Below are 26,678 nucleotides of genomic sequence, written 5' to 3'. Positions count from 1 at the left end.
AATTGTGGATCATCGAGAGCACCTGTTCGCGAACTGCTTATGAGTATAAGTTTATCCTCACTGCTTTCCATAATTCTCAACGTGTTAATATGCGATCCTGCTTCGGTTTTAACAATAAGCCTATTGGTAGACACTGGGCCTACTATCAAATTAAGGAACAGCCACATTCACTGAAATACACAATAAATCACCAAAAGCAGGAAACAAACATTTTTAGTGACATTCCCAATAATTATACTCCGCCAGAGTGTTGTTTATTTAAGAGTGCTGTAAATCCTGTTCTGAAATGGATTTATCTTTTTATCTGAATAATAAGTGGCAGAGACAACATGCCCAAGTACGGCATGCAATTCAAGTAAAATAGAGTTTTTCATTTTCGGATTAAAATAGATTACATAATAAAATTCCGGTGGCTGTTCAGGATCCAGATAAATCCCCTTTAAGCTAAAACCCGAAATCTTTTTATCAAGTTTTTGTAGATCTTTGGAGCTAAAATTGGTTTCCTTTAAGTACTTGGTTGGAGCCTCATTTCTATTGTATGAAACAAGAATGTCACCAGACTTTAACCATTCCAAAGTGAAATTGCCAGCCGGCATTTTATGCATAGGCTGCCAATAGGCTCTATTGTCCTTAGTTTCCAAACTCATAGAGAGATATGGTGCCGAAACCTGTCCATATGTTCCCTGCCAAATCACAAAAAGAACGAATGTTGATAAGATATGTTTTATCATTTTAATTGGATTGAAGACCTGTACATGTGGCTCTACCGTTTAAACGGGTTCTTGGATCAGCAGGATTGTTATTCTGCCAATAATCTATGTTAAAAGTAAGGTCAAAACGATATAAAGAGATTTGATTACGTGCCCACTCTACAGAAATACCAAGTGATATTTCGGTGCCTGCTTCATAAAGTTCAGACTTTAAGCCGCCTTTAACTAAGGTTTTGCCATCTGTTGTTCTGATTATAGTTCTTTTTTACAAAATATCACCTGCAGCATTGCCCCGGATCTCTGAATATATAGCAAAGACATTTGCGTAAGGCTAAGCAGGTCTTTCCATTTCACCTACCGCTGGGCCGCTTAATTAGGCTGTAACAGGACCACTCACCGTTGGGTCAAGATGGCTCACATTTGGACCCCAGCTAAGGAGTATTTTTACGGTAAGTCTATTTTTCCGTTTAACAAAATAAAAGTCTGCAGTCACATCATATCTCGCTCCATACCATTCGTTTGCAAAAATAATATTACCTGGATTATCGAAAAGATAATAAACATCGTCATCACTATCATCATAAAATCCGGAGTCATCATCTGCATTGGCTACCGATGAAGTACTGGCAATTTTAGGAATTTTTAATTTGTTGGCTTGCAATAAACTATCAAATAGTTTATTGTTTTCAGGATTAGATTTGAGCAATTCATAATCTTTCTTAGAAATTTTTGTAGAGCTTTTGGGAGATACATTAGCTGATTTTGACATCAGATCATCTTTAGTAATCTCCTTCTTACAAGATGTAATGATTGAGAATGTTAAAAAAATTGAGCTTAGAATTAAAATAGATTTTTTCATTTAATTGATTTTATTGTACGTTTATGTACTCTGGCGGAATACTTTGATAGCACTACTTACTATGACAAGTTCGTCAACCCAATGTTGTATGTCGGCTACAAATAAATACTTAACAACTGAGGATTGTAGGTCTTATTACTTAGCCCCGGCAAGGCCTTTCTTGTGCTTTCGTTAAACTCATTAATCGTTCAAATTAAAAAAACTAAAACACCTGGAGCCCTTTTGATCAGGCAATGGAAATGACGATCCAACTATATCTTTAATCATAAATCCTTTTTTATTACAAAATGTGATCTGGGAATCACTATTCCTCGCTACATTTAGTTGAAAATCATTTAAATAGCTGATGCTGCTCACATTTTTAACATGGGTTTTTTATAAACTTTATGCTTAATAAACAGAGCGCAATATGAAAAAGATCCTGGTACCTGTTGATTTCTCTCCAGCAGCAGAGAACGCAGCTAATTATGCAACTGATCTGGCCTACAACATTGGGGCAAGGATAGAACTATTCCATGTTTTTCAGGATCCTGTGGTGTCTCCCGCTGCAGCATCAATGGTATGGCCTTATGAAGCGTATAGCCAGATGGAAGATGATGCTAAAACAGCATTGGAGAAATTGCTTCATAAGGTCGAAAAGAAATACGAAGCCGCCTATCACGATTATAGCCTTAAGCCAGAATTATATGCGAGATCTGTTCGCGGAGAAGTGGATGATGAGGTTTATAAATATTTTACCGAATGTAAAATGAACCTTGTGGTAATGGGATTAAACAGTGCAGGCAAGTTCTCCAAAATTTTGATTGGAAGTAATGTCAGAAAAATGATTGAGCGCGAAATACCGCTTTTATTGATCCCCACAGGCTACCCGTTCAGGAAGCCTAAAAAAATTGCTTTCGCCACCGATTTTAGCCATAGTGATATCCATGTTTTATGTGCGCTTGCCGAGTTTGCAAAACCTTTTAATGCTGATATACTCATTATGCATACAGGTAATTCAAGATCAGATGAGGTAGTTTACAAAGAAACAATGGAAGGTTTTTTAAATCGGGTTGCCGATAGGGTCAACTATAGAAATATCTACCACAGGCACGTAAACAGTGAGCGGATTAAGGATGGCCTGGACTGGATCGTAGAAAATGGTCAGATCGATATGCTGGCGATGGTACACCGGAAACACGGATTTTTTTATCGCCTGTTTAATGGCAGCTATACGCTGAACATGTCTGATCATATTCAGATCCCGCTTCTGGTTTTGCCGCCTGAACATCGCATTCCGATGTAAAGCCAGGCGATCATTGCATAAAACTTAATTGTACAATCTATTCCTAAACAAAAAACATGTATCCTAAAACAATGAAAGCCGCTGTTATCCATCAATATGGAGGACCTCTGGCCATAGAAGAACTTAAGGTCAGACCGCTCAACCCATACGAGATCCTGGTGAAAGTAATTTCATGTGGTGTATGCCATACTGACCTGCACGCCTGTAATGGAGACTGGCCGGTAAAATCAAAAATGCCATTGGTGCCTGGTCACGAAGCCATCGGTTTGGTAGCCGCCATGGGGCATGATGTTAAAAGTGTTAAAGAAGGCGATGTAGTCGGCGTTCCATGGTTGTATAGTGCCTGTGGCTGTTGCGAATTTTGTTTAACAGGTTGGGAAACATTATGCTATGACCAGCAAAATGGTGGTTACAGCGTTGATGGCGGTTTCGCAGAATATGTAATTGCAGATTCCAGGTATGTTGCACATTTTCCTTCACACGTAAATTTTGCAGAAATGGCACCAATTATCTGTGCCGGGGTTACCGTTTACAAAGGTTTAAAAGAAACCGAGGTAAAAGCAGGCGAATGGGTTGCCATATCGGGTATTGGCGGATTAGGCCATCTAGGGGTTCAATATGCAAAGGCCATGGGTTTTCAGGTTGCTGCAATTGATGTTTCTAACGATAAATTGGAAATGGCCAGAAAACTGGGTGCCGACATTGTGGTCAATGCGCTTGAACAGGATCCTGGCGAATTTCTTAAAAAACAAACCGGGGGAATGCACGGTGTATTGGTAACTGCAGTATCGCCTATCGCTTTTAGTCAGGGGCTTTCCGCATTGCGCAGAAAAGGCACTTTATCGCTAAATGGATTACCTCCTGGTAGTTTCGACCTTCCCATATTTGATACCGTGTTGAACAGGATAACCATCAGGGGTTCTATTGTAGGTACGAGAAAAGACATGCAGGAGGCTATCGAATTCGCCGTAGATGGCAAGGTGAAGGCGCAGATTAAGTCTGCAAAACTGGAAGACATTAACGAAGTATTTGAACAAATGAAAATGGGAGAGATTGAGGGAAGGGTTGTTTTAGATATTTCGGGAACAGCTTAGTAATAAATATTCAACATTAATTTTTGAAAAATGTTAGGAAAACTAGAAGAAGAGGAAGTTGAAAAGCTCCTTAAAGAGCAATATATAGGTCGTTTAGGCTGCCACGCCCATGGGGTGAGTTACATTGTGCCCATTAATTACGTGTACCGCAACGGTACGGTTTATGCCCATTCTGCTCCCGGACAAAAAATCAGGATGATGAAAAGCAACCCACAGGTTTGCTTCCAGATTGACCAAATCCGTGACACCTTCAACTGGAAAAGTGTGGTGTGCTGGGGCAAATTTGAAGAAATCACCGATACTTCAGAAAAACAAAATGTTTTGCAGGGAATTATCCACCGGATGATGCCCTTAACAAATACACCATCAGAGCAGCCATCGCATGGCACGGGCAAAACAGATGCGCATGATGAAGAAATTATCGTGTTCAAAATTGTACTGCACCTAAAAAACGGGTAGATTTGAGGTTAATGACAAGAGTAATTGATTCATTTAGTTTAAAAGAATATGTTCAGTATTCGAATTTAGGACAAGATGTTTAAATGAAAAAAGCCTGAAATCATGCGATTTCAGGCTTTAGTTTTTTCAGGCGGAGAGCGAGGGATTCGAACCCCCGGACCTGTTACAGTCAACAGTTTTCAAGACTGCCGCATTCGACCACTCTGCCAGCTCTCCGCTGCAAAAGTAGGAATTTGAAGCAAATCTGCAAACGATTTCTGATCAAATATTTTAATTAATATTTTAAGTCTTGCTAATCATTTAGTTAGCGGGTATAAAAAAATCAAAAAGCATCAATATACAGCTAATTTAAGCTGTTTATACCGGGATTTTGTGTTTGTATTTTGAATTAAGCGGCCTGTTTTGGCAAGATTTTCTCGTGTTCGACAGATAAAATTCCATTTCCTTCGATAGCAAAACAGATTAATCCAACCAATACGGAAACTGAAAACCAAAATTCTGAGTAGGGTTTAAAAATGCCTCCCGAAATATTGATAAAGAATACTGCCCCGATCAGTATTGGTAAATTAATCAGGCAGAATGTACGCGTATAGGTGCCCAGGGTAATGGCTAAACCACCAATTAGGTGTAATACGATAATGAAATGTGCCAGTAAGCTGATGCTTATTGCTGTACCTAAGAAAGCACCTCTCATTAAATTGCTAAAGGTCTGCATATTGATGTAAAAATCAATGCCCTTCCAGATTAAAACGAGGCCTAATAAAATTCTAAAATAGTCTAACCATTTTGGGTGGTGGTGATCGCCCCAGTTTTCGATTTTCTTAAGCATATTCATGACTTATATATTTTGGTTAATACAATTTACGCATAATAAAGGATAATAACAATGGCTGGCTAAATGTTTGATTTTGAGATGGAAAATAGAAGGAATTGATGCGCGAAAAGAAAGATCGTCATTGGGAGTAACCATCAGTTCAGTGGCCAGAAAAAAATAGGAATGACGTCCTATATGCGCTTTCTAACGTATTGGGTTTAATATTTTGCGTCCTGCAAAACTCATTGAGCTAAGATGTCTAAGGTGGTCGTAAAAATTAAAGACTACGCTGTTTAATGAACCACCTTAGACACCTAAGAACATCTAATTCATTAAATAATCCTTTAGGCTTTCACACCATATAAGAAATATAAGAACACGTAAGCTTATATGGTCCTTAAATGTCTTATATGGTCAAAAAAATAACACTGAATATCAGTTTTTACATGGACGTCATTATAAGGTACGAAGCAGTCTTACAACGATCGCTGCTAGCGTGTGCATTAAGATTGCTTCGTCGGCTGAAAAAGCCTCCTCAATTAAGATTCTTCGCGCTTTTAAACCTTTAAAATTACCCCTTCTTCTTTTCTGTTATCCTGCTGTTCAAATAATCAGTAGGCGACATGCCAAACTGTTTGGCAAAATTCCGCCCGAAATGCGATTGGGAGCTATAACCCACCAATTCTGAAATTTCGTAAATTTTCAATAACCCTTCGTTTAAAAGTTCAGCAGCTTTTTTTAACCTCGCTAAATTAATCAGTTCATTGGGGCTAAGGTTAGAAATAGATTTAATTTTCCGGTATAAGGTTGGCCGGCTCATGTTCATCTTTTCTGCCAGGTGTTCTACATCCAGATCCTGATTGCTGATGTTTTTGTTAATGGTGTCCTGTAATTTTTCCAAAAATAGCTCATCTGCTTTAGAATAGGCAATACTTTTCAGGTGGAGGAGGGGAGAATTGGAGAAATATTCTTTGATCTTGTTTCTGTTTTTAAGCAGACTGGAAATCTGCACCTGCAAAAACTCGGGCGAAAAGGGCTTTTCAACATAGGCGTCGGCGCCAAGCTCTAAACCTTCAATTTTAGATTGTAATGAATTTTTTGCGGTAAGCAGTATCACTGGGATATGGCTGAGCTCCAGGGTCGATTTTACTTTTGCACAAAATTCAAAGCCGTCCATCTCAGGCATCATCACATCGCTGATAATGAGCTGAACGATTTCACGCTGTAAGATTTCCAAAGCTTCAATCCCATTCCTGGCCTGTAGTACATGATATTTTTCATCCAGATCATCCGAAATGAAATCAAGAATATCTTCATTGTCATCAACCAATAACACAACAGATCTGTCCATATCTTCAGTATCTTTTATGATCAACGTACCTATAATTTCTTCCATTTTCCGTTCAGGTTAAATTCTATAAGTTGGTGGATAGGCAGTTCTAATACAAATATATTAAAATCACCATCATTAAAATCTAAATAAAGTTCACCTCGATGCAGTTGCGCAAGTGATTTCGAAATCGATAAACCTATTCCCGTTCCCGCCTTTATTTCGGTTTCCTTACCCCTAAAAAAAGGTTCAAATATCTTATCCTTAATCTCTTTAGAGATTCTATTCCCATCGTTTTTAACCATCACCACAAACTTATCGTAATCCTGTAATGATAAGTGAATTTGTACACTAGCTTTCCCATATTTTAGGGCATTGTCTACCAAATTGCTGATGATTTTGTAAAAAGCTTCCACATCAATATAGGCATGGATTTTTTTCAGGTAAATGAAGATTGTAGCTAATATCCTGCTGTTCTGCGGCAGGTTGGAACTGCAAAAATATATCTTTTAAGATTTCAGAAATATCGGCTTTTACAAAGTTTAATGAAAATTCGCTGGTTTCGGTTTTTCTGAAATCCAATAATTGGTTGGTTAATTTGAGCAACCTATCCGTATTTCGACCCATAATGCGTAAATTCTTTTCTATTGCGGGTACGGCATCGGCCTGTTTAATCAGTTTTTCCATCGGTCCGATAATCAAGGTGAGCGGTGTCCTGATCTCATGGGCGACGTTGGTGAAAAATTCGATCTTCGCCTGATAAACTTCTTTTTGTTTTTCATGTTCAAAAACTTCCATCCGCCTGCTGTTCTTTAATGCAATTTTTCGATGGTACCTTCGCACCAGGGAGAAAATTATTCCGCTTATAGCGATCAAATAAAGCAGATATGCCAGGGGGCTGAGGTAAAAAGGAGGACTTATTTTGATCAGAAGTTTAACATTTTTGGTGCTCCAGATGCTGCTTCCTTCAACCAAAGCTTTCACTTCAAAAATGTAATTGCCCGGGGCAAGTTTGGTAAAATAAACCTTCCTGTTGGTTTTTAAATACTCCCAGTTTTTATAAAGCCCTGTCATTTTGTAGGCATACTCCGTCATTTCAGGAGATAAATAACTTAATGCAGCAAAATCGATACTAAAAGATGATTGGTTATGGTTAAGTTCGATGGTATCGGCAAAAACAATCGATGTATTAGCAACAGAATCTTTCCCATTTAAACCTATTTCCAGGCTGTTGATCTGAAACCCGGTTAAAAATACCGCGGGCTCATAGTTTGTTGCCTTTAAATTGGCCGGATTAAAGCTTATCAACCCTTTTACACTCCCAAAATAGGTTCGGCCATCTTTATCCTGATAGGCAGAACTGTAGTTAAACTGATCAGTAAGCAATCCGTTGGCTTTAGTATAGGTTTTGTTTAAACCTGTAGAGGGGTCAAAATGGATAAGCCCCCTGGTGCTGCTGATCCAGAACTTATTCCCCGCATCTTCTTCGATACGGAACAGGTAATTGCTGGGGAAACCATTTTTTATTCCATAACGCTTAAATTGATGTGTTTTTTGATCAAACCTGCAAAGTCCACCACCATCAGTAGTTACCCAAATGTACTGTTTGCTATCTTCAAAAATACTGTTTATGCTGTTATGGCTTAAACTTTTTGCATCCCCTGGGCTATTTCGATAGTTCACATGTCCCGGTCTGGATAAGTTAAACTTAAATATACCGTCGTTAAAACTGCCTGCCCAGATATTACCTTTACTGTCTTCCATAACCGAATCGTAAAAAATAAAAGGAAGGCCGGCAATAGGGTCGAAATCATCTCTTTTGCGGTTATAAAGATAAATCCCATTAATGGTTCCAACTAAAATTTCACCCGACCGCGTTTTACAAAAAGTAACAATAAAATTGGTACGTAAGGCATTTCCAACACCTGCCTGGTAATGTTTAATCACCTTTTCTGTTTTCAGGTCTAAAACATCCAATCCATGTTCAAAAGTGCCAATCCAGAGCTTGTCTCCGTCAACCAATAAACCGTGGATATTGGAATAGGCAATGCTTCCGGGTTTTCCGTCGGGTAAAAAGTGTTTAAACACCCCTGTTTTTACGTCGAGTTTGTTCAGTCCGGCATCTTCAGTACCAATCCATAAATTACCATCCTGATCCTTTGTAATTTCCCTAACATCGCTTCCGCTGATGGAATTTGTACCTTTTTGCGGAAAGTATTTAGTGAACAGCGAAGTATGGCTCGAATAGTAATTTACTCCTCCAAAGTAGGTGCCGGTCCAAACCCCTCCTTCGCGATCGAGGCAAATGCTATAAACGGCATTATCGCTTAAAGAATAATCGTTATTATATTGTTTTTTAAGGTGGATAATTGCTCCACTTTTATCATTATAGATGTAAATGCCCGATTCTGTAGCAATCCAAAACTCATGCGGGCCTGTTTTTTTAATGTCCCGAACAAAAATTGGCGTTTGGTCGTCGTTTAATTTGAGTATATTTTTTGATGTTAAGGTAACAGGGTTGAAAAGTTTAACACCCTGATTGGTCGTGCCGACCAATAAATTTCCATCTTCAGTTTCTGCAATTCTGGATACCCAGCCATATTCGGTTTTGGCATTTTTTCCATTAATATTAAACTGCTGAAAACTATTCGTTTTGGGATTGTATTTTTCTAATGTTCCCTTTCCGGTACTGATCCATACACTGCCATCTTTTAAAATGGTTACCAGTGAGGCATCGAACCGTGCATTATGGCCAAAAACCTGTATTTTCCTGGTACGCTTTTGATATAAATATATCTTAAATGAAGATAAAATCCATAAATTTCCACGCAGATCGCTTGCCAGATCTGTAATCCGCATCCCTTTAGTTGCTGCAATAATGGCGAAGCTTTCTTTTTTGGATTGTATTGATACACACCGTTATTTGTACCAACCCAAAGTGTTTGTTCGTGATCATGGTGAAGTGCAGAAATCAGATCGTTGCCCAAACTGCCAGCTTTTTCGGTATCGTGGCGATAGGTTTTAAAAGAATAACCATCAAACCGGTTCAGCCCATCTTTAGTGCCAAACCACATAAAGCCATTTCCATCTTGCACACTGCAAAAGGCCGTATTATTAGAAAGCCCGTTTTCTACCTGGTAATGCCTGAAATAGTAAGGCTGGGCCAAAAGCAGGCTGGCCGAAAGTAACAGACATACAAGGATGATGAGTTTTTTCAAGATATATTGGTCAGTAGCTTCAAATATATTAAAGAAATGCTTTGCTTTCAGGCTAAATTGAATTTGAGCCGATACGTAGAAAGATGGAGACAGATCGGTCTAATGCGCTAATGCTTCTTCCAGTTGTTTAATCAGGATTTCTCTGTTCATGGGGTAACCTGCTTTTGATAGCTCATAGGTTCCATCCTTTTTAATGATTACATAAGTTGGGAAACCATTGCCCTTCACTTTTTGCATAATATCTTTCGTTAATTTTAGATTTGCAAGGATATGAAAGCCCTCCATATTAAAATAAGGGATAAGTTTTTTCCAGTCACTTTCATTATTTTGATCATGGTTGGCAATGTACAGGTAATCAACACCTTTATCTTTAAAATGGTATTTTATGGCCTGTCCGTTGGTTTCGAGTTCAGATCTGCATGGGCCGCACCAGGTTCCCCACATATCCAGTAACATTGTTTTGCCTTTATGGATGGCTAAAACCTCTTCGAAGGTATTCAGGTCTGATCCATTGTTTTTCTCAATGATCATTTTGTCATTCAAAGGCTTCTGTTCTCTTATCAAATAAGCCTCAACATAAGGTTTAATCCAGTTAATATATTTGCTTTTTGGGAAGTGGGATTTAAAACGGTCGAAAATCTGTGGGACATTTTTATAATAGGATTCATCGATTGCGTCATTAAACAATGTAATGTAGAGTATTTCTGCCGATTGTCCTGAAAAGTATTTATTGATTATTTTTTCCTCAAGAAGGTTAGTGGCATCATCAGAATAGGCAATCATACCCTCTTTCTGATCCATATTGTACCATTCGCGAAAAAGTTTTCAGGTTCATCGGACGCCATCATCCATAGTTTTTCTTTTTTGCGCAATAAAAATTCTTGGATCAGGCTCAGGTAATTCGGGGTATAAACAGCCAGTTCATTATTGATTGATTTTTCATTGATGAGACTATCCTGGATTTTTTCCCAGCTTAACATGGTACTGCTATGGCTACCCTGAATTTTGAATTTATTATTCTCTTTAAATGAAAAATAGGTTTCCGCTGCGAAATACCTTTGGTTTAATCGCCAGTCTGCAATAAATTTTTTGGTCGGCTTATACTTTTTAACATAATTATCGAAATTTTGCTGCAGTCTAATTTCTTCTTTTTTGATGGCGCTAATTACCCGAGTAGGCGTAGTATCGCCATAAAACTCTTGAACACTAAATGTTTTTTTGATTAGTGCAATTGATGGTTGGTTATTTTCGGCACCTTTTCCAATAACGGTGATTCCGAAATCTGGCCGCTTAAAATCTATTTTTATGTTTAACTGGTTTCCAGGTTCAATATATAAGTTATAAAATAAATATTCCCTGTCGGTCCTGCCCATACACCGGAGACCGAAAAAACCTGCTCTTTTTAGCTCAAGGTTTAAACTGGCTAATTTTTTCTTATTCAAGTTTACCACCATCTCCTTGGGTTCGGGGAATTCGGCTTGAAAAATTTGCTTGGTATCCAGCAACGAAAATTCTTCTGCTTTCGAATTTGCAATGCTTACAGTAATGCTGGTTTTTTGTGCAAAGCCAATAATTGTCCACAATATCAACAAGGATGTAAATAAAGACTTTTTCATCTAAGAGGTGTTATATAGATTATTCAAATCTATATAAAAACTGTTCACGAACAATGAAATAAATTATTTTGTATAATGTTTCTTAACGAAACCTTTCGATTTTTATTTGTGAAAGCCTTAAAGATCGAAACTCAGTTTTATAGACCTGAAACTGCCAACGCCAACTGTCAACTGCAAACTGATATGGGCGTTACCTAAGCTGCGCAAAGGTCGGGCTTTTTCAGGGCTGCGCTTCTCTCCGGTACCGATGAAGGATCGGTACTGAACCCTTACAATCCCTAACGCAAAACCCACAGCTTTATAAACCTCTGTTAACTAAACCTGATAAAACGTAAAACCTATGTGCATCTTTTTTATCCGTGGTTAACTTATTGCAAAACGTTACCCTAAGTAAATTATCTGTGTGTATCCTTCTCATCTGTGGTTAATTATATTTCTGTAATCCCTCCACACAAATCGAGACAAAATGGAGAAATTTTGATACAAATACGTATCCCGCTCTAATGCTAAAAACCGAATCTTTGAAAAGAATTAAATCGAACTAAAACCATTTACTTCTAGTTATAACCAAATCACTAACCAAATATGAAAAGAAGTTTATTTTCCTGTTACGGCTTTTTAAGCCCGGATTGGTACTTGCGTCAAAAGCTGTTTTTGAAAAGCAAAATCCGTTCTGCTATTTTAACCTCAATTACCTTACTCTTATTTTCATTTCAGCTTATTGCACAGGAACAAGCTACTGTTACGGGTACTGTGACCGATGAAAAGGGCGAAACAGTTGTAGGTGCCAGCATTAAAATCAAGGGAACCAGCACGGGGGCAACCACTGATGCTGACGGAAAATTTAAAATCCAGGTGGCCGATAAAAATGCAACCCTGATTTTTATTTATGTAGGTTATGTTAATCAGGAAGTCGCCCTGGCAGGACGTTTTCAGGTTAATGTTAAACTTAAACCTTCCAACAACGATCTTAGCGAAGTGGTGGTAGTGGGTTACAACACACAGAAAAAGAAGCCATTACCGGTGCCATTTCCTCCATCAGCAGCAAAGACCTCGAAAAAGTACATGGCGGTTCAACTGTAAGTACGGGCCTTGCTGGCAAACTGCCCGGCGTTTCGTTCAGGATGCCTGACGGTAGACCGGGATCGAGTGCCAACATCCAGATCCGTAACATGGGTAATCCATTGTACGTAATTGATGGTATCCAGCAGGATGCAGGGCAGTTTAATAATATTTCGCCCAATGATATTGAAACGATTAGCGTACTTAAAGACGCTTCGGCCGCTATTTATGGTAGCAGGGCCGCTAATGGGGTAGTTTTGGTAACGACCAAAAGAGGTAAAAACAGTACGCGTAATACTTTTAGTGTTGATGCTTATACCGGATGGCAGAACTGGGTACGTTTCCCTGAAACGACTGATGCTTACCAATGGATGTTAGGAAAAGCTACTGCAGAACTAAACCAGAATGGCAAAACAGATATTACTCCGGCAGAACTTGAAAAATGGAAAGCAGGAACAGAATATGGCTATCAGAGCCAGAACTGGAGAGATATCATCATCGCGCCCAATGCGCCACAATCTTCAATTAATTTAAGTGCTTCCGGTGGTAGCGACAAGGTAAATTATTACTTTTCGGGTACGCACCTGGATCAGAAAGGGGTGTATGGAACGGCACGTGAGTTCGATTTCAACAGGACCAATATTCAGAGCAATATTGAAGCTAAAATAACCGACCGTTTTAAAGTTGGGATGTTGATCAACGGCCGTATCGAAAGCCGCGATCAGCCAGGGGTACCGGGCGGAGATGATTACTGGGCTGCCCGTTTTGCACTTTTGAGAAACAGGCCGACTGAACAGGCTTATGCCAATGGCAATCCAAATTATCCGAACGATATCGGACACAATACTGAACAGTTTGCCGTACAGAGCAAGGCCTTAACCGGTTACTGGAAATCTGACTGGAGGGTTTTACAGACCAATTTATCAGCAAGTTATGATACGCCTATTAAAGGTTTGGAGATAAAAGGTTTATACTCTTATTACATCGCCGATAATGTAATCAACGGTCATGAGTATACCTACAACGTGTATACTTATCATCCTGAAACCGGTGTTTACGAAGAAAAAGTAGGAAGTTCTAACCCATACAGGGAACGTAGAAACGAAAAGATTTACACCAATACCTACCAGTTACAGGCCAACTACAACCGCACTTTTGGTAAACATACCGTTGGTGGTGTCTTGGTAGCAGAGCGTTTAGACCGTTTTAGAACCTATACTTTCCAGCATGCCGTACCACAGACCAATATTCTGCCTGTTTTGCAGTTTGCAGATATGGATGGACAGGATTTCGCCGATATCCAGGAAGAAGAAGCCCGTATTGGTTACGTTGCAAGGATAAATTATAACTATGATAACAAATATTACCTGGAACTTTCTGGCCGTAGAGATGCCTCATGGAAGTTTGCACCAGATAGGCGTGTAGGTTATTTCCCTTCTGCATCCATTGGTTGGAGAATTACTCAGGAGAAATTTATGAAATCGCTTTTAGGTGAAAGCACGGTCTTAAATGATTTGAAACTCCGTGCTTCCTACGGTGTACTTGGAGATGATGATCTGGGTATTGACCCTTTCGCTTACATCCCGGGGTACCGTTATAACCAAGGCACTGTGATTCTGGATGGGAAGAATATTACCACTTCAAGGGATAAAGGACCGATCATCAATAACCTGAGCTGGCTGAAAAGCAAAATAACAGATATCGGTTTAGATTTTTCATTGTTTAACAGTAAACTTAGCGGAACTGCAGATTATTTCTACAGAAAACGTACTGGTTTAAAGCAGGTTAAAAATGATGTGGTGGTGCCAATTGAACTGGGATACCCACTGGCAGCAGAAAACCTGGAAAGTGACGCTCAGTTCGGAGCCGAATTCGCCTTAAATTACAGGGATAAGATCGGAGAATTCAACTACAATGTAGGAGGAAACATTTCCATTAGCCGAAGAAAGTTTTTAGATCAGTATAAACCGCGTTACGGCAACTCGTGGGACAATTACAGAAATAGCTATAACCAGCGTTATACAGATATTTTTGGGGCTATGAGGTAACCGGACAGTTCCAGAATATTGACGAGATCAATAACTACAAAGTAAACATCGATGGGCAGGGAAACCGCTCTTTATTGCCGGGCGATTTAATTTATAAGGATCAAAACGGTGACGGTGTGATCAACGACCTGGATCAAAGACCGATCGGATATACCACAACAGGACAGCCAAACATCGGCTTGGGTTTTACCATTGGTGGTTCTTACAAAAGCTTTGATTTTACAGCCGATTTTTCTGGCGGTGCGATGTACTCCTGGAACCAGAACTGGGAACAGCGCTGGGCATTTCAGAATACAGGTGCTTTGTTGCAGAGTTTTGCTGATGACAGCTGGCACCGTACTAACCCATACGACCTGAACAGCGCATGGATCCCTGGGAAATACCCTGCATTACGCTTCAATGATGGCGGACACAGCAATTATAATAAAAACTCCACTTTTTGGCTACACAATGTAAGGTATCTGCGTGCCCGTACGCTTGAGATTGGTTATACCATACCCAAAAGATGGGCTGAGAAAATCAAGATCCAGAATGCCAGGGTATATGTAAACGGATATAACCTCTTTTCTATCGATAACCTGAGCGATTATGGCGTGGATCCGGAAATTGCAGACGATAACGGCCTACAATATCCACAGAACAAGTTCTTTAATATCGGTCTTAAACTAACGCTGTAACATGAAAAAGACTAATCAGATGAAAAAAATTATATATGCATTTGCTGCCATTGCCTTTTTGAGTTTTGCGCAGTCTTGTAAAAAAGATTCAGAATTTTTAGATAAACAACCAACCAGTACCTTGCCCATTGATGCGGTATGGAAAGATCCTAATTTGGTACTAACCGTTGTTGGCGATCTTTACGATCGTTACCCGGATTACCAGACCATCGAGGGGTGGTGGGCTTTTACAGATTTTGACGAAGGTTTTGCCTCTGCTAGTGGTGACTATTTTCGCCACCAGAATTTAGAGTATGGTTATGATGCCTGGAGATACTGGGATATGGGTGTTTATGGTTATGTCCGCGACTTGAATATGTTTATTAAACGTGGGCAGGAATCTACCGCTTTGAAAGCAGAAGACCGCGATCGTTTCCTGGCTGAAGCGCGCTTTATCAGGGCGGGGGTATATTTCGAAATGGTAAAAAGAATGGGCGGTGTACCGTTAATCACAACCGTTTTAGATTATAATTACAGCGGCGATCCAAGTTACCTTCAGTTTCCAAGGGCAAAAGAAACCGAAATTTATGATTTTGTAATTTCAGAACTTGAAGCTGTAAAAACCATACTGCCCGATAATCCGACTGTACAGAGCAGGGCTACAAAAGCTGCGGCACTAGCCATGGAATCGAGAGCAGCATTATATGCGGGTTCAATCGCCAAATACAGCAACTCACAGTTAAGCCTGCCAGGTGGAGAAGTGGGTATATCATCGGGTCTGGCCAATGCTTATTTTACCAAATCCTTAGCTGCCGCAAAAGAGATTATCGATGGCGGCAAATATTCGCTTTACAAAAAGAACCCTAATTTATCTGAAAATTTCGCCGCGCTTTTTACTGATAAAGGCAGTAATCCGGAAGTGATTTTTGCAAAAGATTTTAAATTGAAAACCAATAAAGCTCATGGTTTTACCATCGATAACCAGCCACGTTCTTCTGCAGAGGAAGCGCAGGGCGGGCGGTTAAACCCATCTTTAAACCTGGTGCAGTCTTTCGAAAAACTGGATAACACTTATGCATCGCTGGCTTCGGTTGATGGAAGTGGTAACCCAGTTTATTACAGTGGTATTACTGATATTTTTGTAGGTCGTGATGCACGTTTGGCTGGAACCGTGATTCTTCCGGGAACGCAGTTTAAAGGTAAAACCGTTGATATCTGGGCTGGCTATCAATTAGCCGATGGCTCTATCGTAACAGGTGATAATTTTGGACAGACCAAAACAAATGTACTTCCGGGCAATGCAGGTTCGGTACAGGTGGTTGGTGCCGATGGTCCTGTAGATGGACTCGAATTCAGTGCACAATCAGGTTTTTATGTACGCAAATATTTAGATCCGGCAACAGGTTCAGGCCAGATCGGTACCCGGAGTGATGTTTGGTGGATCCGCTACCGTTATGCCGAGGTATTGCTAAATGCAGCCGAAGCAGCTTTTGAACTGGGCGATCCCACTACAGCAGCTAACTACATTAAACAAGTGAGAGACCGTGCAGGATTAACTGTTGCTTTAACCCCGGCGCAGATCACTTTCGACCGTATTGTACACGAGCGTAAAGTAGAATTAGCTTTTGAAGGACATGAACTTTGGGATATGAAACGCTGGAGACTGGCTGATAAAGTTTGGAACGGCAATAATATGTCAGCAGCCGATTTCATTAATGCAAACAATATTGGCAGCGCAACACGCACCAGTACGCAAGTATTTGGTTTGTGGCCGTACAAATATTATAATCCAGGCAATGCAAACCATTTGAAATATGTTTTTAAGGTGATTAAACCAAGCCGTGTAACTGCTGCACACCGTTTCCGTATCGGAAATTACTACTCTTCAATCGGGCAGGATGTACTTAACGGAAACCCTAAAATTGTAAGAAACCCTAACCAATAAGCAGATATAAATATGAAAATTAGATTTTATTTCGTGATAGGGGCAATTATTGCCGTCCTTTTTGCTTCATGTAAAAAAGACAACTACGATGCACCTGAAGCCGATTTTACCGGACGGATTGTTTATAAAGGAGAACCCATCAGTGTCCAGTACGGTCAGGTTAATTTCGAACTCTGGCAGTCGGGTTTTGGTAACTATTCTGCACTGAACGTTAATGTTAGCCAGGATGGAACCTATTCTGCCAAATTATTCAATGGAGATTATAAATTGGTTTTTTCGCCGAATCAGGGGCCATTTTTATGGAAAAAGAACGCTGCTGGTAGACAGGACACCATTGCGGTAAACATTAACGGCAGTAAAATCATGGATATCGAGGTAATGCCTTACTACATGATCCGCGGAGCCACAATTACCGCTGCAGCAGGCAAAATAAATGCTTTTTGCAAACTTGAAAAAATCATTACCAATGCCGATGGGAAGGATATAGAAAACGTATCGTTGTATATTAATAAAACACAATTTGTTGATGGCAGCAATAATATCGTTACCCAGCAGATCAGTGGTGCAGCCATTGCCGACCTCAATAACCTGAACATGAGTGTTACGATCCCAGGCATTACACCCACTCAAAATTATGTTTTTGCCAGGATAGGTGTTAAAATTGCCGGTGTTGACGATTTGATTTTTACACCTGTAAGTAAAATAGGTTTTTAGTTAAAAGAGTAAGCGTATTGTAAATGTAGAATTGTCATCCTGAGCCTGGCGAAGGACCTTCCTTTATAGGCGAGGCATTTCGACGGGCTCAACGTGACCTATTTGAGAGGTCGGTCGTCATTCCCAATCAGGTTGGGAATGACGAACTATCGAAATACTATTCTATCCTAAAATTGGATATAATACTTTTTGAATATCATATATGTCTTAATAATCAGTATCTTACCCTTAGCAGATCATATTAAATGAAATATATTTACGCCCTTTTTTTATGCTTCTCACTCTGTTCCATTAGCAAAGAAATACTTGCAAAACCGCTAAATGATACCCTTTATCTAGCCGATCCGACCATTTTTGTTGATAAAGGCAATTATTATCTATATGGTACCAGTAGTGATCAGGGTTTTTTGGTTTATTTTTCAAAAGACCTTAAAACCTGGAGTAAAAAGGCAGAAAATAATGGATTTGCTTTAAAAAAGGGCGATGCATTTGGGAGCAAAGATTTTTGGGCGCCACAGGTATTTAAAAGAGGAAATACTTATTATATGGCCTACACCGCCGATGAACAGATTGCTATTGCCTGGAGCAAAAGTCCTTTAGGTCCATTTAAACAGGAAACGTTAAAAGCCATTTCTGGCACGGGAAAACAGATCGATCCCTTTGTATTTACCGATGCTGATGGGAAAAATTATCTTTATCATGTAAAACTGGCAAATGGTAACCGGATTTATGTATCCGAACTGAAGGCAGATTTTTCGGATGTCATCCCAAACACCGCAAAAGAATGTTTATCAGGAACCGAATTTTGGGAAAATACCCCAAAAACCGATTGGCCGGTAACTGAAGGTCCAACGGTACTCAAAAAAGATCAGCTTTATTACCTTTTTTATTCAGCAAACGATTTTAGAAATCCCGATTATGCTGTAGGTTATGCCACTTCAAGCTCGCCCAAAGGGCCTTGGATAAAATATGCAGGTAACCCGATCATCAGTAAAAAATTATTAAAAATAAACGGTACTGGTCATGGCGATTTTTTTACCGATAAAAATGGGGCTATGCAGTATGTATTTCACACTCATCATAACAATCAAAAAGTATCGCCGAGGGCTACAGCTACTATAAAGGCTGCTTTTGCGAAAGATAAAAATGGTACTGAACAGATGCAGGTCGACCCTAAAAGTTTTCGCTTTTTAATGCAGGGCGTAAATTGATTGCTTTTGTAGAAATATTGAAACAAAAGAATGCGGGTTTCAGAAAAGAAATCACTTTTTTTAAAGATTGAGAAAATACAGTAGTCTGAAAAAAAACAGCAGGTGTAAAGCGTTAAAAATGAATAAATTGAAAATAAAATTACTGTTCGTACTGTGCCTGTTGGTAATGGAAGGGTTAAATGCACAAACATTTACCAATCCCCTGTTGCCATCCGGTGCCGATCCTTATAGCTATTATAAAGATGGTTATTACTATTATACCCATACCACTGGTAACCGCGTAGACCTTTGGAAAACCAAAACCCTTGATGGCCTTAAAAATGCCGAGCGGAAAACCATCTGGAAAGCACCTGCCGGCACGGTGTACAGTAAAGAAATATGGGCACCTGAAGTGATGTTTTTGAGGGGAAAATGGTATGCTTATTTTGCTGCAGATGATGGCAAAAATGAAAACCACCGCATGTACGTATTGGAAAACGCTTCCATCGATCCGATGAAGGGGGAGTGGGTATTTAAAGGCAAGATTGCCGATCCTACCAATAAATGGGCCATAGATGGCGATGTAATCGATTTTAAAGGCCAGTTATACATGATCTGGTCCGGATGGGAAGGAGACCAGAACGGTAAGCAGGAAATTTTTATCGCCAAACTTAAAAATCCATGGACGGTTGATGGGAACCGCGTAAAAATTTCTACCCCAAAATTTGACTGGGAAAAAATAGGCGACCTGGGCGGTGGTGCCCACGTTGATGTAAACGAGGGGCCACAGTTTCTGGTACATGACAGTAAAATTTTTATCGTCTATTCAGCCAGCGGCTGCTGGACTGATTTTTATGCACTGGGCATGCTGTCAGCTTCAGGAAAAAGCAATCTGCTCGACCCAAAATCCTGGACGAAAGCCAATCAGCCCGTTTTTCAACAATCACCAAAAGATGGCGTTTACGCTCCGGGGCACAATTCGTTTTTTAAATCTCCTGACGGGAAAGAAGACTGGATCCTTTACCATGCAAACGATAAACCAGGGCAGGGCTGTGGTGGCTTCCGTTCTCCAAGGGCACAAAAATTTACCTGGAATGCTGATGGTACACCAAATTTTGGAACTCCGGTAAAACCGGGCGAAAGTTTAACCTCACCATCAAACCACCATAATAACTAATCAGATATAACCGATATGAACCTAAAAAACTATGTTGTCCTTGCTGTAATGAGCCTAAGCATCAGCACGGGCTTTGCCCAAAAAACAAAAAAAGCGCCGAACCTGCAAAAGTATGGTCGGTGGAGAAAGCCAATGCCTGGTATAGCGAGCATAAATGGCTAACTGGTGCAAATTACATTCCATCTAATGCCATCAACCAGTTGGAGATGTGGCAGGCAGATACTTTTTCTCCCGATCTGATCGACAAAGAGCTGGGCTGGGCAGAAGGTATCGGCTTTAATACGCTTCGTGTGTTTTTATACAGTAAAGCCTGGAGCCAGGATCCGACAGGTTTCAAAAAACGCATAGATCAGTTTTTAATCATTACCCAAAAACATGGCATTAAGCCAATATTTGTGTTCTTTGATGATTGCTGGAACAAAACTTCGGCCATTGGCAAACAACCTGAACCAAAAACAGGTATCCACAATTCGGGCTGGTTACAGGATCCCGGCGATCCGGCTTTTAAAGAAGAAGCTAACTTCCCCGAGCTGGAAAAATATGTAAAAGATGTGCTTAGCCATTTTGCACACGACAAAAGAATTTTACTTTGGGATTTATATAACGAACCCGGAAACAGTGGAAAGTTGGAAGCAACTATTCCTTTGTTAAACAAAACCATCAGCTGGGCACGCGCAGTTAATCCCGATCAGCCTATTTCTATTGGGTTGTGGAGCTGGGGATTTGAAAAACTGAACGCCATACAACTTGCTAATTCGGATATCGTAACCTACCATAATTATGAGTCACCAGAGTGGCACCAACGTACCATCGACCTCCTAAAGGCCAATGGCAGACCATTGATCTGCACCGAATATATGGCGCGATCACGCAACAGCCGTTTTTCCAATATTCTCCCAATGCTTAAAAACGAGAATGTTGGCGCTATCAACTGGGGTTTTGCCGCAGGTAAAACCAATACCAAATATGCCTGGGATACTCCACTTGCCGATGGATCTGAGCCGATCGAATGGTTCCACGAAATTTTTCAGCCTGATGGTACGCCTTACCGCCAGGACGAAGTTAACCTGATCAAAAAACTCAATAACAAATAAATATTATCAGTAGGGTGATCAGAAGAAGAACTTTATAAAAATTATTATCAGTCTGAGCGGAGTCGAAGACCCTTAGTTGAAAAAAAGTCCTTCTACAGGCTGCCATTGACAGGTTTCACTAAAGGGTTCGTCATTCTCGCGTAGGCGGGAATCTTAAAGCTTATTGCATTAAGATTCCCAATCGGGTTGGGAATGACAACTCCTCGCAGCCTATCAATTCAAAAAATGTGATTTATATTGATTTTTACGAAACAAGTAAACCCTCAGGAAACTATTCTCTGCTCAAATTAGCAACATTACCCAACCTCAACACTCAAATTTTAAACCAATGAATAAAAAAGTATCTATTTTCTTATCGCTGATGGGGCTTTCGCTTTCCCTGTCCGCACAGCAGCAAGACAAATCGTGGTCGATGGTGAAAGGAAAAATATCTTCGCCATGGGCACAGGATGTTAACCCTAAGAAAGTATTACCAGAATATCCCCGCCCTCAGCTTGAGCGCGCTGGTAACTGGAAAAACCTGAACGGCCTTTGGGATTATGCCATTTCTGAAAAATCGCAGCGTCCGGCCATTAATCAGGGTAAAATACTTGTTCCATTTGCGGTAGAATCAGCACTTTCGGGGGTGGGTAAAACTGTCGGGAAAGACAGTTTGTTATGGTACAAAACCACATTTACGGTTCCTTCGAATATGAAAGGCAAAGAAATTTTACTTCATTTCGGTGCTGTTGACTGGAGAACAACTGTAAGCCTTAACGGCAAAGAGGTGGGGAAACATGAAGGTGGTTTTGATCCTTTTAGTTTTAATATTACGCCATTTTTAAATAAAAGTGGTAGCCAAACCTTAACTGTAGAAGTTTGGGATCCGACAGATGAAGGACCTCAACCGAGGGGCAAACAGGTTAAAAGACCTGAAGGCATATGGTACACTCCGGTAACCGGTATCTGGCAAACGGTATGGATCGAAGCGGTAAACAAATCACATATCGATCACATTAAAATAACCCCTGACATTGATCATCAATCATTGGCTGTTACACCAGTTTTAACGGGGCTGCTTCAGGCGATCAGGTAAAAGTTTCGGCCTGGGATGGCACAACAAAGGTTGCCGAACAAACCGGTGATGGCAATGCCGCAATTACCTTAAAAATTGCTAATCCAAAGTTATGGAGTCCCAAGAGCCCGTTTTTATACGATTTAAAAGTAGAGCTACTGGCTAAAAACAAAAAAGTTGATGAGGTGAAAAGCTATTTCGCCATGCGTAAAAGCTCGATCGGGAAAGACAAGAATGGCATACAGCGAATGTTATTGAACAACGAATTTGTTTTTCAGTACGGTCCGCTTGATCAGGGATGGTGGCCGGACGGTCTTTACACCGCACCGACCGATGCTGCTTTGAAATTCGATGTGGATAAAACCAAAGAAATGGGCTTCAATATGATTAGGAAACACATTAAGGTAGAACCAGCCCGTTGGTACTATTATTGCGATAAAGCCGGAATGCTGGTTTGGCAGGATATGCCGAGCGGCGATCTGGGTAATGGCTGGGAAAACCGTCCGGGTATTTTAGACCATGGCTCGGATCAAAATAGGACTGCTGAATCAGAAGGTTATTACAAAAAAGAATGGAACGCCATTATTGATGCACTTTATAATGTGCCTTCTATCGTAGTGTGGACACCTTTTAATGAAGCCTGGGGGCAGTTTAAAACCGTAGAAATTGCCAAATGGACCAAGGAGAAAGATCCTACCAGATTGGTAAATACGGCCAGTGGGGGTAATTTCCATCCAATAGGCGACATTATCGATCTGCATAACTACCCACATCCTGCAATGCCAAGTCCTGATTATTTTGGAAAAGAATATGCGTTGGTGTTAGGTGAGTTTGGAGGTCTTGGTCTTCCTATCGACGGGCATGTGTGGCAACAGAAAAATAACTGGGGTTATCAAAGTTTCAAAAATAAGACTGATTTATTTAACAAATACGCAGAGTTTGCCAAACGTTTGGAGCAATTGATCCCGCTAGGACTTTCGGCCGGAGTTTACACCCAGACTACTGATGTGGAGGTAGAAACCAACGGATTAATGACCTACGATAGGAAAGACATCAAATTCTCGGAAGCACAGATGAAATCCCTGCACGATAAATTATATCAGATTAACGTACCGGTGCAGAAATAAAATGCTATAAAATCGTCATATCAACTGTGCTGCTCTTCGCTCTATTGACAGCATCCACTACTGTGGTCGTCATTCTCGCGCATGCGGGAATCTTAAAGCGCTTGCATTACGATTATTTATCAGTTTTCCTTTTTACTCAGAGGCATTCATGAGCACTCCGTGGTCCCAATCGACCCGATAGCTAGGCTATCGGGTTGCAAATGACGATCTCTTGCAGTCTAAAATTCTGAGTAAAAAAGCTGTCACTCATATTGATTTTTATACAATAAATTACCACTCTGAATGACGATTTTTTTGAATAGATTTATTAATGATATTGATGAGAAAAAAATAAACCTTTCGTGGTATGCTGCCTTGGCGGTAATCGCTAAACTGCTCTTGATTACGAATATTTTATCGGCACAAACTATAATAGAGTCTGTAATTGCCGGAGACTTTGCCGATCCATCTATTATCCGGGCCAATAATCAATATTATGCTGTGGGCACCTCTTCGGAGTGGGCACCTCATTTTCCTATCTATAGTTCAAAAGATCTGCTGAACTGGAAACAGACAGGTTATGTTTTTGCCAAGGCACCAGCATGGACTTCGGGTTCTTTCTGGGCGCCTGAGTTTGATTATCATGATAAAACCTATTTCATTTATTACACCGCGAGAAGAAAAAAAGACAATGTTTCTTGCATTGGGGTGGCCACCTCGAAATATCCAGATAGAGGTTTTGTTGATCAGGGTATTATTATTGATTATGGAAAAGAAGCAATTGATGCTTTTGTTTACCTTGAGGGTAATACGCGTTACATTACTTTTAAAGCTTATGGTTTGGACAAACGACCAATTGAAATTTTAGCCTATAAGCTAGCCAGAAACGGACTTACAGTTAAGGGAAAGCCTTTCACTTTGCTTAAAGACAATCAAAAGATAGGCTTAGAAGGACAGAGTATTCTAAAAAAAGATGGCTATTATTATCTTTTTTATTCTGCCGGAAACTGCTGTGGAACGCAATGCGATTATAATGTAAGGGTGGCCAGATCAAAATCTTTTGCCGGACCTTACGAGCTTTATGCTGCCAACCCCCTGTTAATGGAAAATGAATACTGGAAATGTTCAGGGCACGGCACGTTTGTAAAAGCCACAGATGGAAAAGATTATTACCTCTACCATGCCTACAACAAAAAGACCAATGTTTTCTCGGGCAGACAGGGCATGTTGGCCCAATTGAGCTGGCCAGCGAAAGGTGGATGGCCGGTTTTAAAAGAACAATCCGGACCAACCCTTAACCGGGATTTGAAATTGAACTTCACCAGGCCTGAAATCAATAAAAGATGGCAGTGGGATTTTAGAAATTCAACTCCCAAAATTCTGCAGCAAAACGGTCAGCTTCATTTATCTGGGCGTATCAATAAAGATAACCTTTCAGGTATTGCATTAACCCTAAGGCCCGTATCCGGGATTTTTGAAGCAACTACTGCCGTAACAAATACCAATAACGCTTTAAAAGGTTTAGTGTATTATGGCGATGCAGGCTCGGCTATAGGCATTGGCATATCCGGGAATGAAATAGAATTTTGGAAAGTTGAAAATAAAGCCATAACAGTGCTTTCAAAGCTACAAGTATCAACAAAAGTTCCGGTTGAGCTTAAAATGAAAACCGCAGAAGATTTAAGCTTAATGGTGTTTTTTAAGCAGGGAAACCAGGAATGGAAAAATATGCCGGCCAAGGAAAAAATTACAGTTAACTTTTTACCACAATGGGATAGATGCCCGCGTATTGGTCTTCATTTTAATGGAAGTGTTAATCAATATGCTGATTTTTCCTCTTTTGGATTAAAGTATTGATTGCTGTAAAAGCTGGCGACAAGCTAATTTAAAATCCTTTCTATTCTTTTTAGAAATGAGTGTTTAGTAGTACTTCGGGAACAGCGGCCCCGTTATTCGCTTTTATCCCGATAGAAATAATCGGGATGCCCGCTACTACCGGGTTTATTGAACAAGCGTTGTTGCACAAAACCCTAAACCCTCCTTCATGCTTTAAATGCCAGCCCATAATCTTCGTATAGGCTGCCCCACATAGATCCGATCGTTATCTGATGAAGCGTACAAGAAGCAAAATAAGCGAGAATGAAGAATCCGATGAAAAATGAAATCCCCGATTTAAAAATAAACAAATGATCTCTTATTGATTATGAGGAGATAAATTATTCCAGCAAAACTATGCCCTCGCCAGCCTAAACTCATTATAACACATTATAATATTAAATCCGAGGAGAATGATCGTCTCCGAACTCACTTTCAATCTATTGATGTCAACTCCTAAAATAGAAGAAATAAACAGCGTAGAGAAAACCAGTATTGCGCTCAAAAATATACTGATAAAGGCCGAGCGTAGTAACATTGTGATCCTGAATAGGTTTGCCTGAAAGAAATATTCGGGGTTGCGGATCATCTGTGCCAGATTGACCATAATGAAAAAGCCGATAAGCAGCACGTAAACGTTCATATAGGGCGTGGCATTATCCCATTTCAACAGGTTGAAATATCCTTTGGATCCAAAATAAGCAATGATTCCGAGGCAGATCAGGGTTTTAAAAACTATCCAGAATTTTTCGCCTGAAAGTAGCAGGTATAATTTAGGGTATTTAACGCTGTCAACATGGTTAGCGATTCCCAATAATTTAGCAGATGGAGGTACAAAGGGATTGAACATGCCTAAAAGTATAAAGCATAATCGTACTCATAAATTGAAAAATGGCATCATTGATCAGCCGCTCCATTTTTTCCTGATTAAGTAAGGTATCGTTCGAATAGGTAAATATCGATAACGAGATAAGTATAATAACCACAAGGTGAAATATGAAGCCAGCATAATTACTTAAACCGGGTTTGTTTAGTTGCTGGACTTCGGTAGTCTGCTGTTTGTTACCTGATGAGAATTTAGCAGATAGTGATTTAAGCGAATCGGCGGTACCCCTTGCTATAAGCGCAATGGCAAGCACAAAAATTCCGATACCGATGATAAAACAGGCAATACCTGCGGCCTCAAAGCTGTATAGCCCCAGTAGAAAAATAACTGCCCCAATGCTAAGCGCTACATGTTTATATTTGATTTTGGTAAATCCATGCATGTTGAGCAGTTGGGTGTAAAATAATCCAAATGCAGCACCTATTGCTATGGCCATTAACAGTTTTCCTGTGATATTTTCGAGCATAATTTAGATAAAAGCTGCTT

General features: G+C 40.1%; 25 protein-coding genes, 1 tRNA gene and 1 pseudogene. 15 read left to right on the top strand and 12 right to left on the bottom strand.

The features are described 5' to 3' along the window. Nucleotides 1–254: 254 nt before the first annotated feature. On the bottom strand, nucleotides 255–731 hold the full coding sequence (locus tag ACQ86H_RS22375; RefSeq protein WP_431292537.1) for a hypothetical protein: 477 nt from the start codon (nucleotides 729–731) through the stop codon (nucleotides 255–257). Nucleotides 732–1,083: 352 nt separating this feature from the next. Further along, nucleotides 1,084–1,569 carry a hypothetical protein gene (locus ACQ86H_RS22370; RefSeq protein ID WP_431292536.1) on the bottom strand — a complete coding sequence of 162 codons (486 nt, stop codon included), beginning with the start codon at nucleotides 1,567–1,569 and terminating at the stop codon, nucleotides 1,084–1,086. 409 nt (nucleotides 1,570–1,978) lie between these two features. Between ACQ86H_RS22370 and ACQ86H_RS22365 the strand changes: the two genes are divergently transcribed. Genes ACQ86H_RS22365 through ACQ86H_RS22355 form a run of 3 tightly spaced genes read left to right on the top strand, consistent with a single transcriptional unit; the run spans nucleotide 1,979 to nucleotide 4,407 of the window. After that, a complete protein-coding gene (locus ACQ86H_RS22365) occupies nucleotides 1,979–2,854 on the top strand; it encodes a universal stress protein (RefSeq protein WP_431292535.1) in 876 nt (291 codons plus the stop codon). A 56-nt stretch (nucleotides 2,855–2,910) separates the two neighbouring features. Further along, on the top strand, nucleotides 2,911–3,948 hold the full coding sequence (gene adhP / locus ACQ86H_RS22360; RefSeq protein WP_431292534.1) for an alcohol dehydrogenase AdhP: 1,038 nt from the start codon (nucleotides 2,911–2,913) through the stop codon (nucleotides 3,946–3,948). Between the two features lie 30 nt (nucleotides 3,949–3,978). Then, nucleotides 3,979–4,407: a pyridoxamine 5'-phosphate oxidase family protein gene (locus tag ACQ86H_RS22355; RefSeq protein ID WP_431292533.1), complete on the top strand. Its 429-nt coding sequence runs from the start codon at nucleotides 3,979–3,981 to the stop codon at nucleotides 4,405–4,407. A 131-nt stretch (nucleotides 4,408–4,538) separates the two neighbouring features. Here ACQ86H_RS22355 and ACQ86H_RS22350 read toward each other — a convergent pair. The 8 genes from ACQ86H_RS22350 to ACQ86H_RS22315 form a co-directional block, all read right to left on the bottom strand. Next, nucleotides 4,539–4,623: transfer RNA gene (locus ACQ86H_RS22350), tRNA-Ser, on the bottom strand. A 172-nt stretch (nucleotides 4,624–4,795) separates the two neighbouring features. After that, on the bottom strand, nucleotides 4,796–5,236 hold the full coding sequence (locus tag ACQ86H_RS22345) for a DoxX family protein (RefSeq protein ID WP_246862714.1): 441 nt from the start codon (nucleotides 5,234–5,236) through the stop codon (nucleotides 4,796–4,798). 556 nt (nucleotides 5,237–5,792) lie between these two features. Then, nucleotides 5,793–6,617, bottom strand: coding sequence for a response regulator transcription factor (locus ACQ86H_RS22340; protein WP_138820452.1), 825 nt, complete (start codon nucleotides 6,615–6,617; stop codon nucleotides 5,793–5,795). Further along, nucleotides 6,602–6,967 (bottom strand): sensor histidine kinase, encoded by a 366-nt coding sequence (locus tag ACQ86H_RS22335; protein ID WP_431292532.1) that lies wholly within the window; start codon nucleotides 6,965–6,967, stop codon nucleotides 6,602–6,604. The genes ACQ86H_RS22340 and ACQ86H_RS22335 overlap by 16 nt, the downstream gene beginning before the upstream one ends. Nucleotide 6,968: 1 nt before the next feature. Further along, entirely contained in the window at nucleotides 6,969–9,107 is a 2,139-nt protein-coding gene (locus ACQ86H_RS22330) for a ligand-binding sensor domain-containing protein (RefSeq protein ID WP_431295446.1), read from the bottom strand. Between the two features lie 164 nt (nucleotides 9,108–9,271). After that, a complete protein-coding gene (locus tag ACQ86H_RS22325; protein ID WP_431292531.1) occupies nucleotides 9,272–9,769 on the bottom strand; it encodes a ligand-binding sensor domain-containing protein in 498 nt (165 codons plus the stop codon). Nucleotides 9,770–9,868: 99 nt separating this feature from the next. Then, entirely contained in the window at nucleotides 9,869–10,570 is a 702-nt protein-coding gene (locus ACQ86H_RS22320; protein ID WP_431292530.1) for a TlpA family protein disulfide reductase, read from the bottom strand. Further along, a complete protein-coding gene (locus ACQ86H_RS22315) occupies nucleotides 10,549–11,385 on the bottom strand; it encodes a hypothetical protein (RefSeq protein ID WP_431292529.1) in 837 nt (278 codons plus the stop codon). Before ACQ86H_RS22315 ends, ACQ86H_RS22320 begins: the two co-directional genes overlap by 22 nt. 585 nt (nucleotides 11,386–11,970) lie before the next feature. On the opposite strand from ACQ86H_RS22315, the gene ACQ86H_RS22310 reads away from it, so the two are divergent. From ACQ86H_RS22310 to ACQ86H_RS22255, 12 genes and pseudogenes are all read left to right on the top strand, one after another. After that, the gene (locus ACQ86H_RS22310) at nucleotides 11,971–12,468 is read left to right on the top strand and encodes a carboxypeptidase-like regulatory domain-containing protein (RefSeq protein WP_431292528.1); all 498 of its coding nucleotides are present in this window, start codon (nucleotides 11,971–11,973) and stop codon (nucleotides 12,466–12,468) included. After that, entirely contained in the window at nucleotides 12,402–14,495 is a 2,094-nt protein-coding gene (locus ACQ86H_RS22305) for a SusC/RagA family TonB-linked outer membrane protein (protein WP_431295445.1), read from the top strand. The genes ACQ86H_RS22310 and ACQ86H_RS22305 overlap by 67 nt, the downstream gene beginning before the upstream one ends. Before the next feature lie 74 nt (nucleotides 14,496–14,569). Next, entirely contained in the window at nucleotides 14,570–15,172 is a 603-nt protein-coding gene (locus ACQ86H_RS22300; RefSeq protein ID WP_431292527.1) for a hypothetical protein, read from the top strand. Nucleotides 15,173–15,191: 19 nt separating this feature from the next. Beyond that, a complete protein-coding gene (locus tag ACQ86H_RS22295; RefSeq protein WP_138820456.1) occupies nucleotides 15,192–17,096 on the top strand; it encodes a RagB/SusD family nutrient uptake outer membrane protein in 1,905 nt (634 codons plus the stop codon). Between the two features lie 12 nt (nucleotides 17,097–17,108). Continuing rightward, nucleotides 17,109–17,810 carry a DUF3823 domain-containing protein gene (locus ACQ86H_RS22290; protein ID WP_431292526.1) on the top strand — a complete coding sequence of 234 codons (702 nt, stop codon included), beginning with the start codon at nucleotides 17,109–17,111 and terminating at the stop codon, nucleotides 17,808–17,810. Between the two features lie 245 nt (nucleotides 17,811–18,055). Then, the gene (locus tag ACQ86H_RS22285) at nucleotides 18,056–19,021 is read left to right on the top strand and encodes a glycoside hydrolase family 43 protein (protein WP_431292525.1); all 966 of its coding nucleotides are present in this window, start codon (nucleotides 18,056–18,058) and stop codon (nucleotides 19,019–19,021) included. A gap of 118 nt (nucleotides 19,022–19,139) precedes the next feature. Beyond that, on the top strand, nucleotides 19,140–20,177 hold the full coding sequence (locus ACQ86H_RS22280) for a glycoside hydrolase family 43 protein (RefSeq protein WP_431292524.1): 1,038 nt from the start codon (nucleotides 19,140–19,142) through the stop codon (nucleotides 20,175–20,177). A gap of 119 nt (nucleotides 20,178–20,296) precedes the next feature. After that, a complete protein-coding gene (locus tag ACQ86H_RS22275; protein WP_431292523.1) occupies nucleotides 20,297–21,271 on the top strand; it encodes a 1,4-beta-xylanase in 975 nt (324 codons plus the stop codon). A 328-nt stretch (nucleotides 21,272–21,599) separates the two neighbouring features. After that, nucleotides 21,600–22,346, top strand: a complete 747-nt coding sequence (locus ACQ86H_RS22270; RefSeq protein WP_431292522.1) for a sugar-binding domain-containing protein — start codon at nucleotides 21,600–21,602, stop codon at nucleotides 22,344–22,346. Further along, nucleotides 22,295–22,474, top strand: a pseudogene (locus ACQ86H_RS22265) (hypothetical protein); the annotation flags it as partial. The gene ACQ86H_RS22270 and the pseudogene ACQ86H_RS22265, both read left to right, overlap by 52 nt. A gap of 36 nt (nucleotides 22,475–22,510) precedes the next feature. After that, on the top strand, nucleotides 22,511–23,452 hold the full coding sequence (locus ACQ86H_RS22260; RefSeq protein ID WP_431292521.1) for a glycoside hydrolase family 2 TIM barrel-domain containing protein: 942 nt from the start codon (nucleotides 22,511–22,513) through the stop codon (nucleotides 23,450–23,452). 294 nt (nucleotides 23,453–23,746) lie between these two features. Further along, nucleotides 23,747–25,288 (top strand): glycoside hydrolase family 43 protein, encoded by a 1,542-nt coding sequence (locus tag ACQ86H_RS22255; protein ID WP_431292520.1) that lies wholly within the window; start codon nucleotides 23,747–23,749, stop codon nucleotides 25,286–25,288. Nucleotides 25,289–25,661: 373 nt separating this feature from the next. Here ACQ86H_RS22255 and ACQ86H_RS22250 read toward each other — a convergent pair whose 3' ends face one another. Together ACQ86H_RS22250 and ACQ86H_RS22245 are read right to left on the bottom strand one after the other, a co-directional pair. Then, entirely contained in the window at nucleotides 25,662–26,156 is a 495-nt protein-coding gene (locus tag ACQ86H_RS22250) for a hypothetical protein (RefSeq protein ID WP_431292519.1), read from the bottom strand. Beyond that, nucleotides 26,125–26,658, bottom strand: a complete 534-nt coding sequence (locus ACQ86H_RS22245; protein ID WP_431292518.1) for a hypothetical protein — start codon at nucleotides 26,656–26,658, stop codon at nucleotides 26,125–26,127. The genes ACQ86H_RS22250 and ACQ86H_RS22245 overlap by 32 nt, the downstream gene beginning before the upstream one ends. Between the last annotated feature and the right edge of the window lie 20 nt (nucleotides 26,659–26,678).

The organism is Pedobacter sp. P26, assembly GCF_050632135.1.
GTDB lineage: Bacteria > Bacteroidota > Bacteroidia > Sphingobacteriales > Sphingobacteriaceae > Pedobacter.
This window is presented reverse-complemented; position numbering and strand designations above follow the sequence as displayed.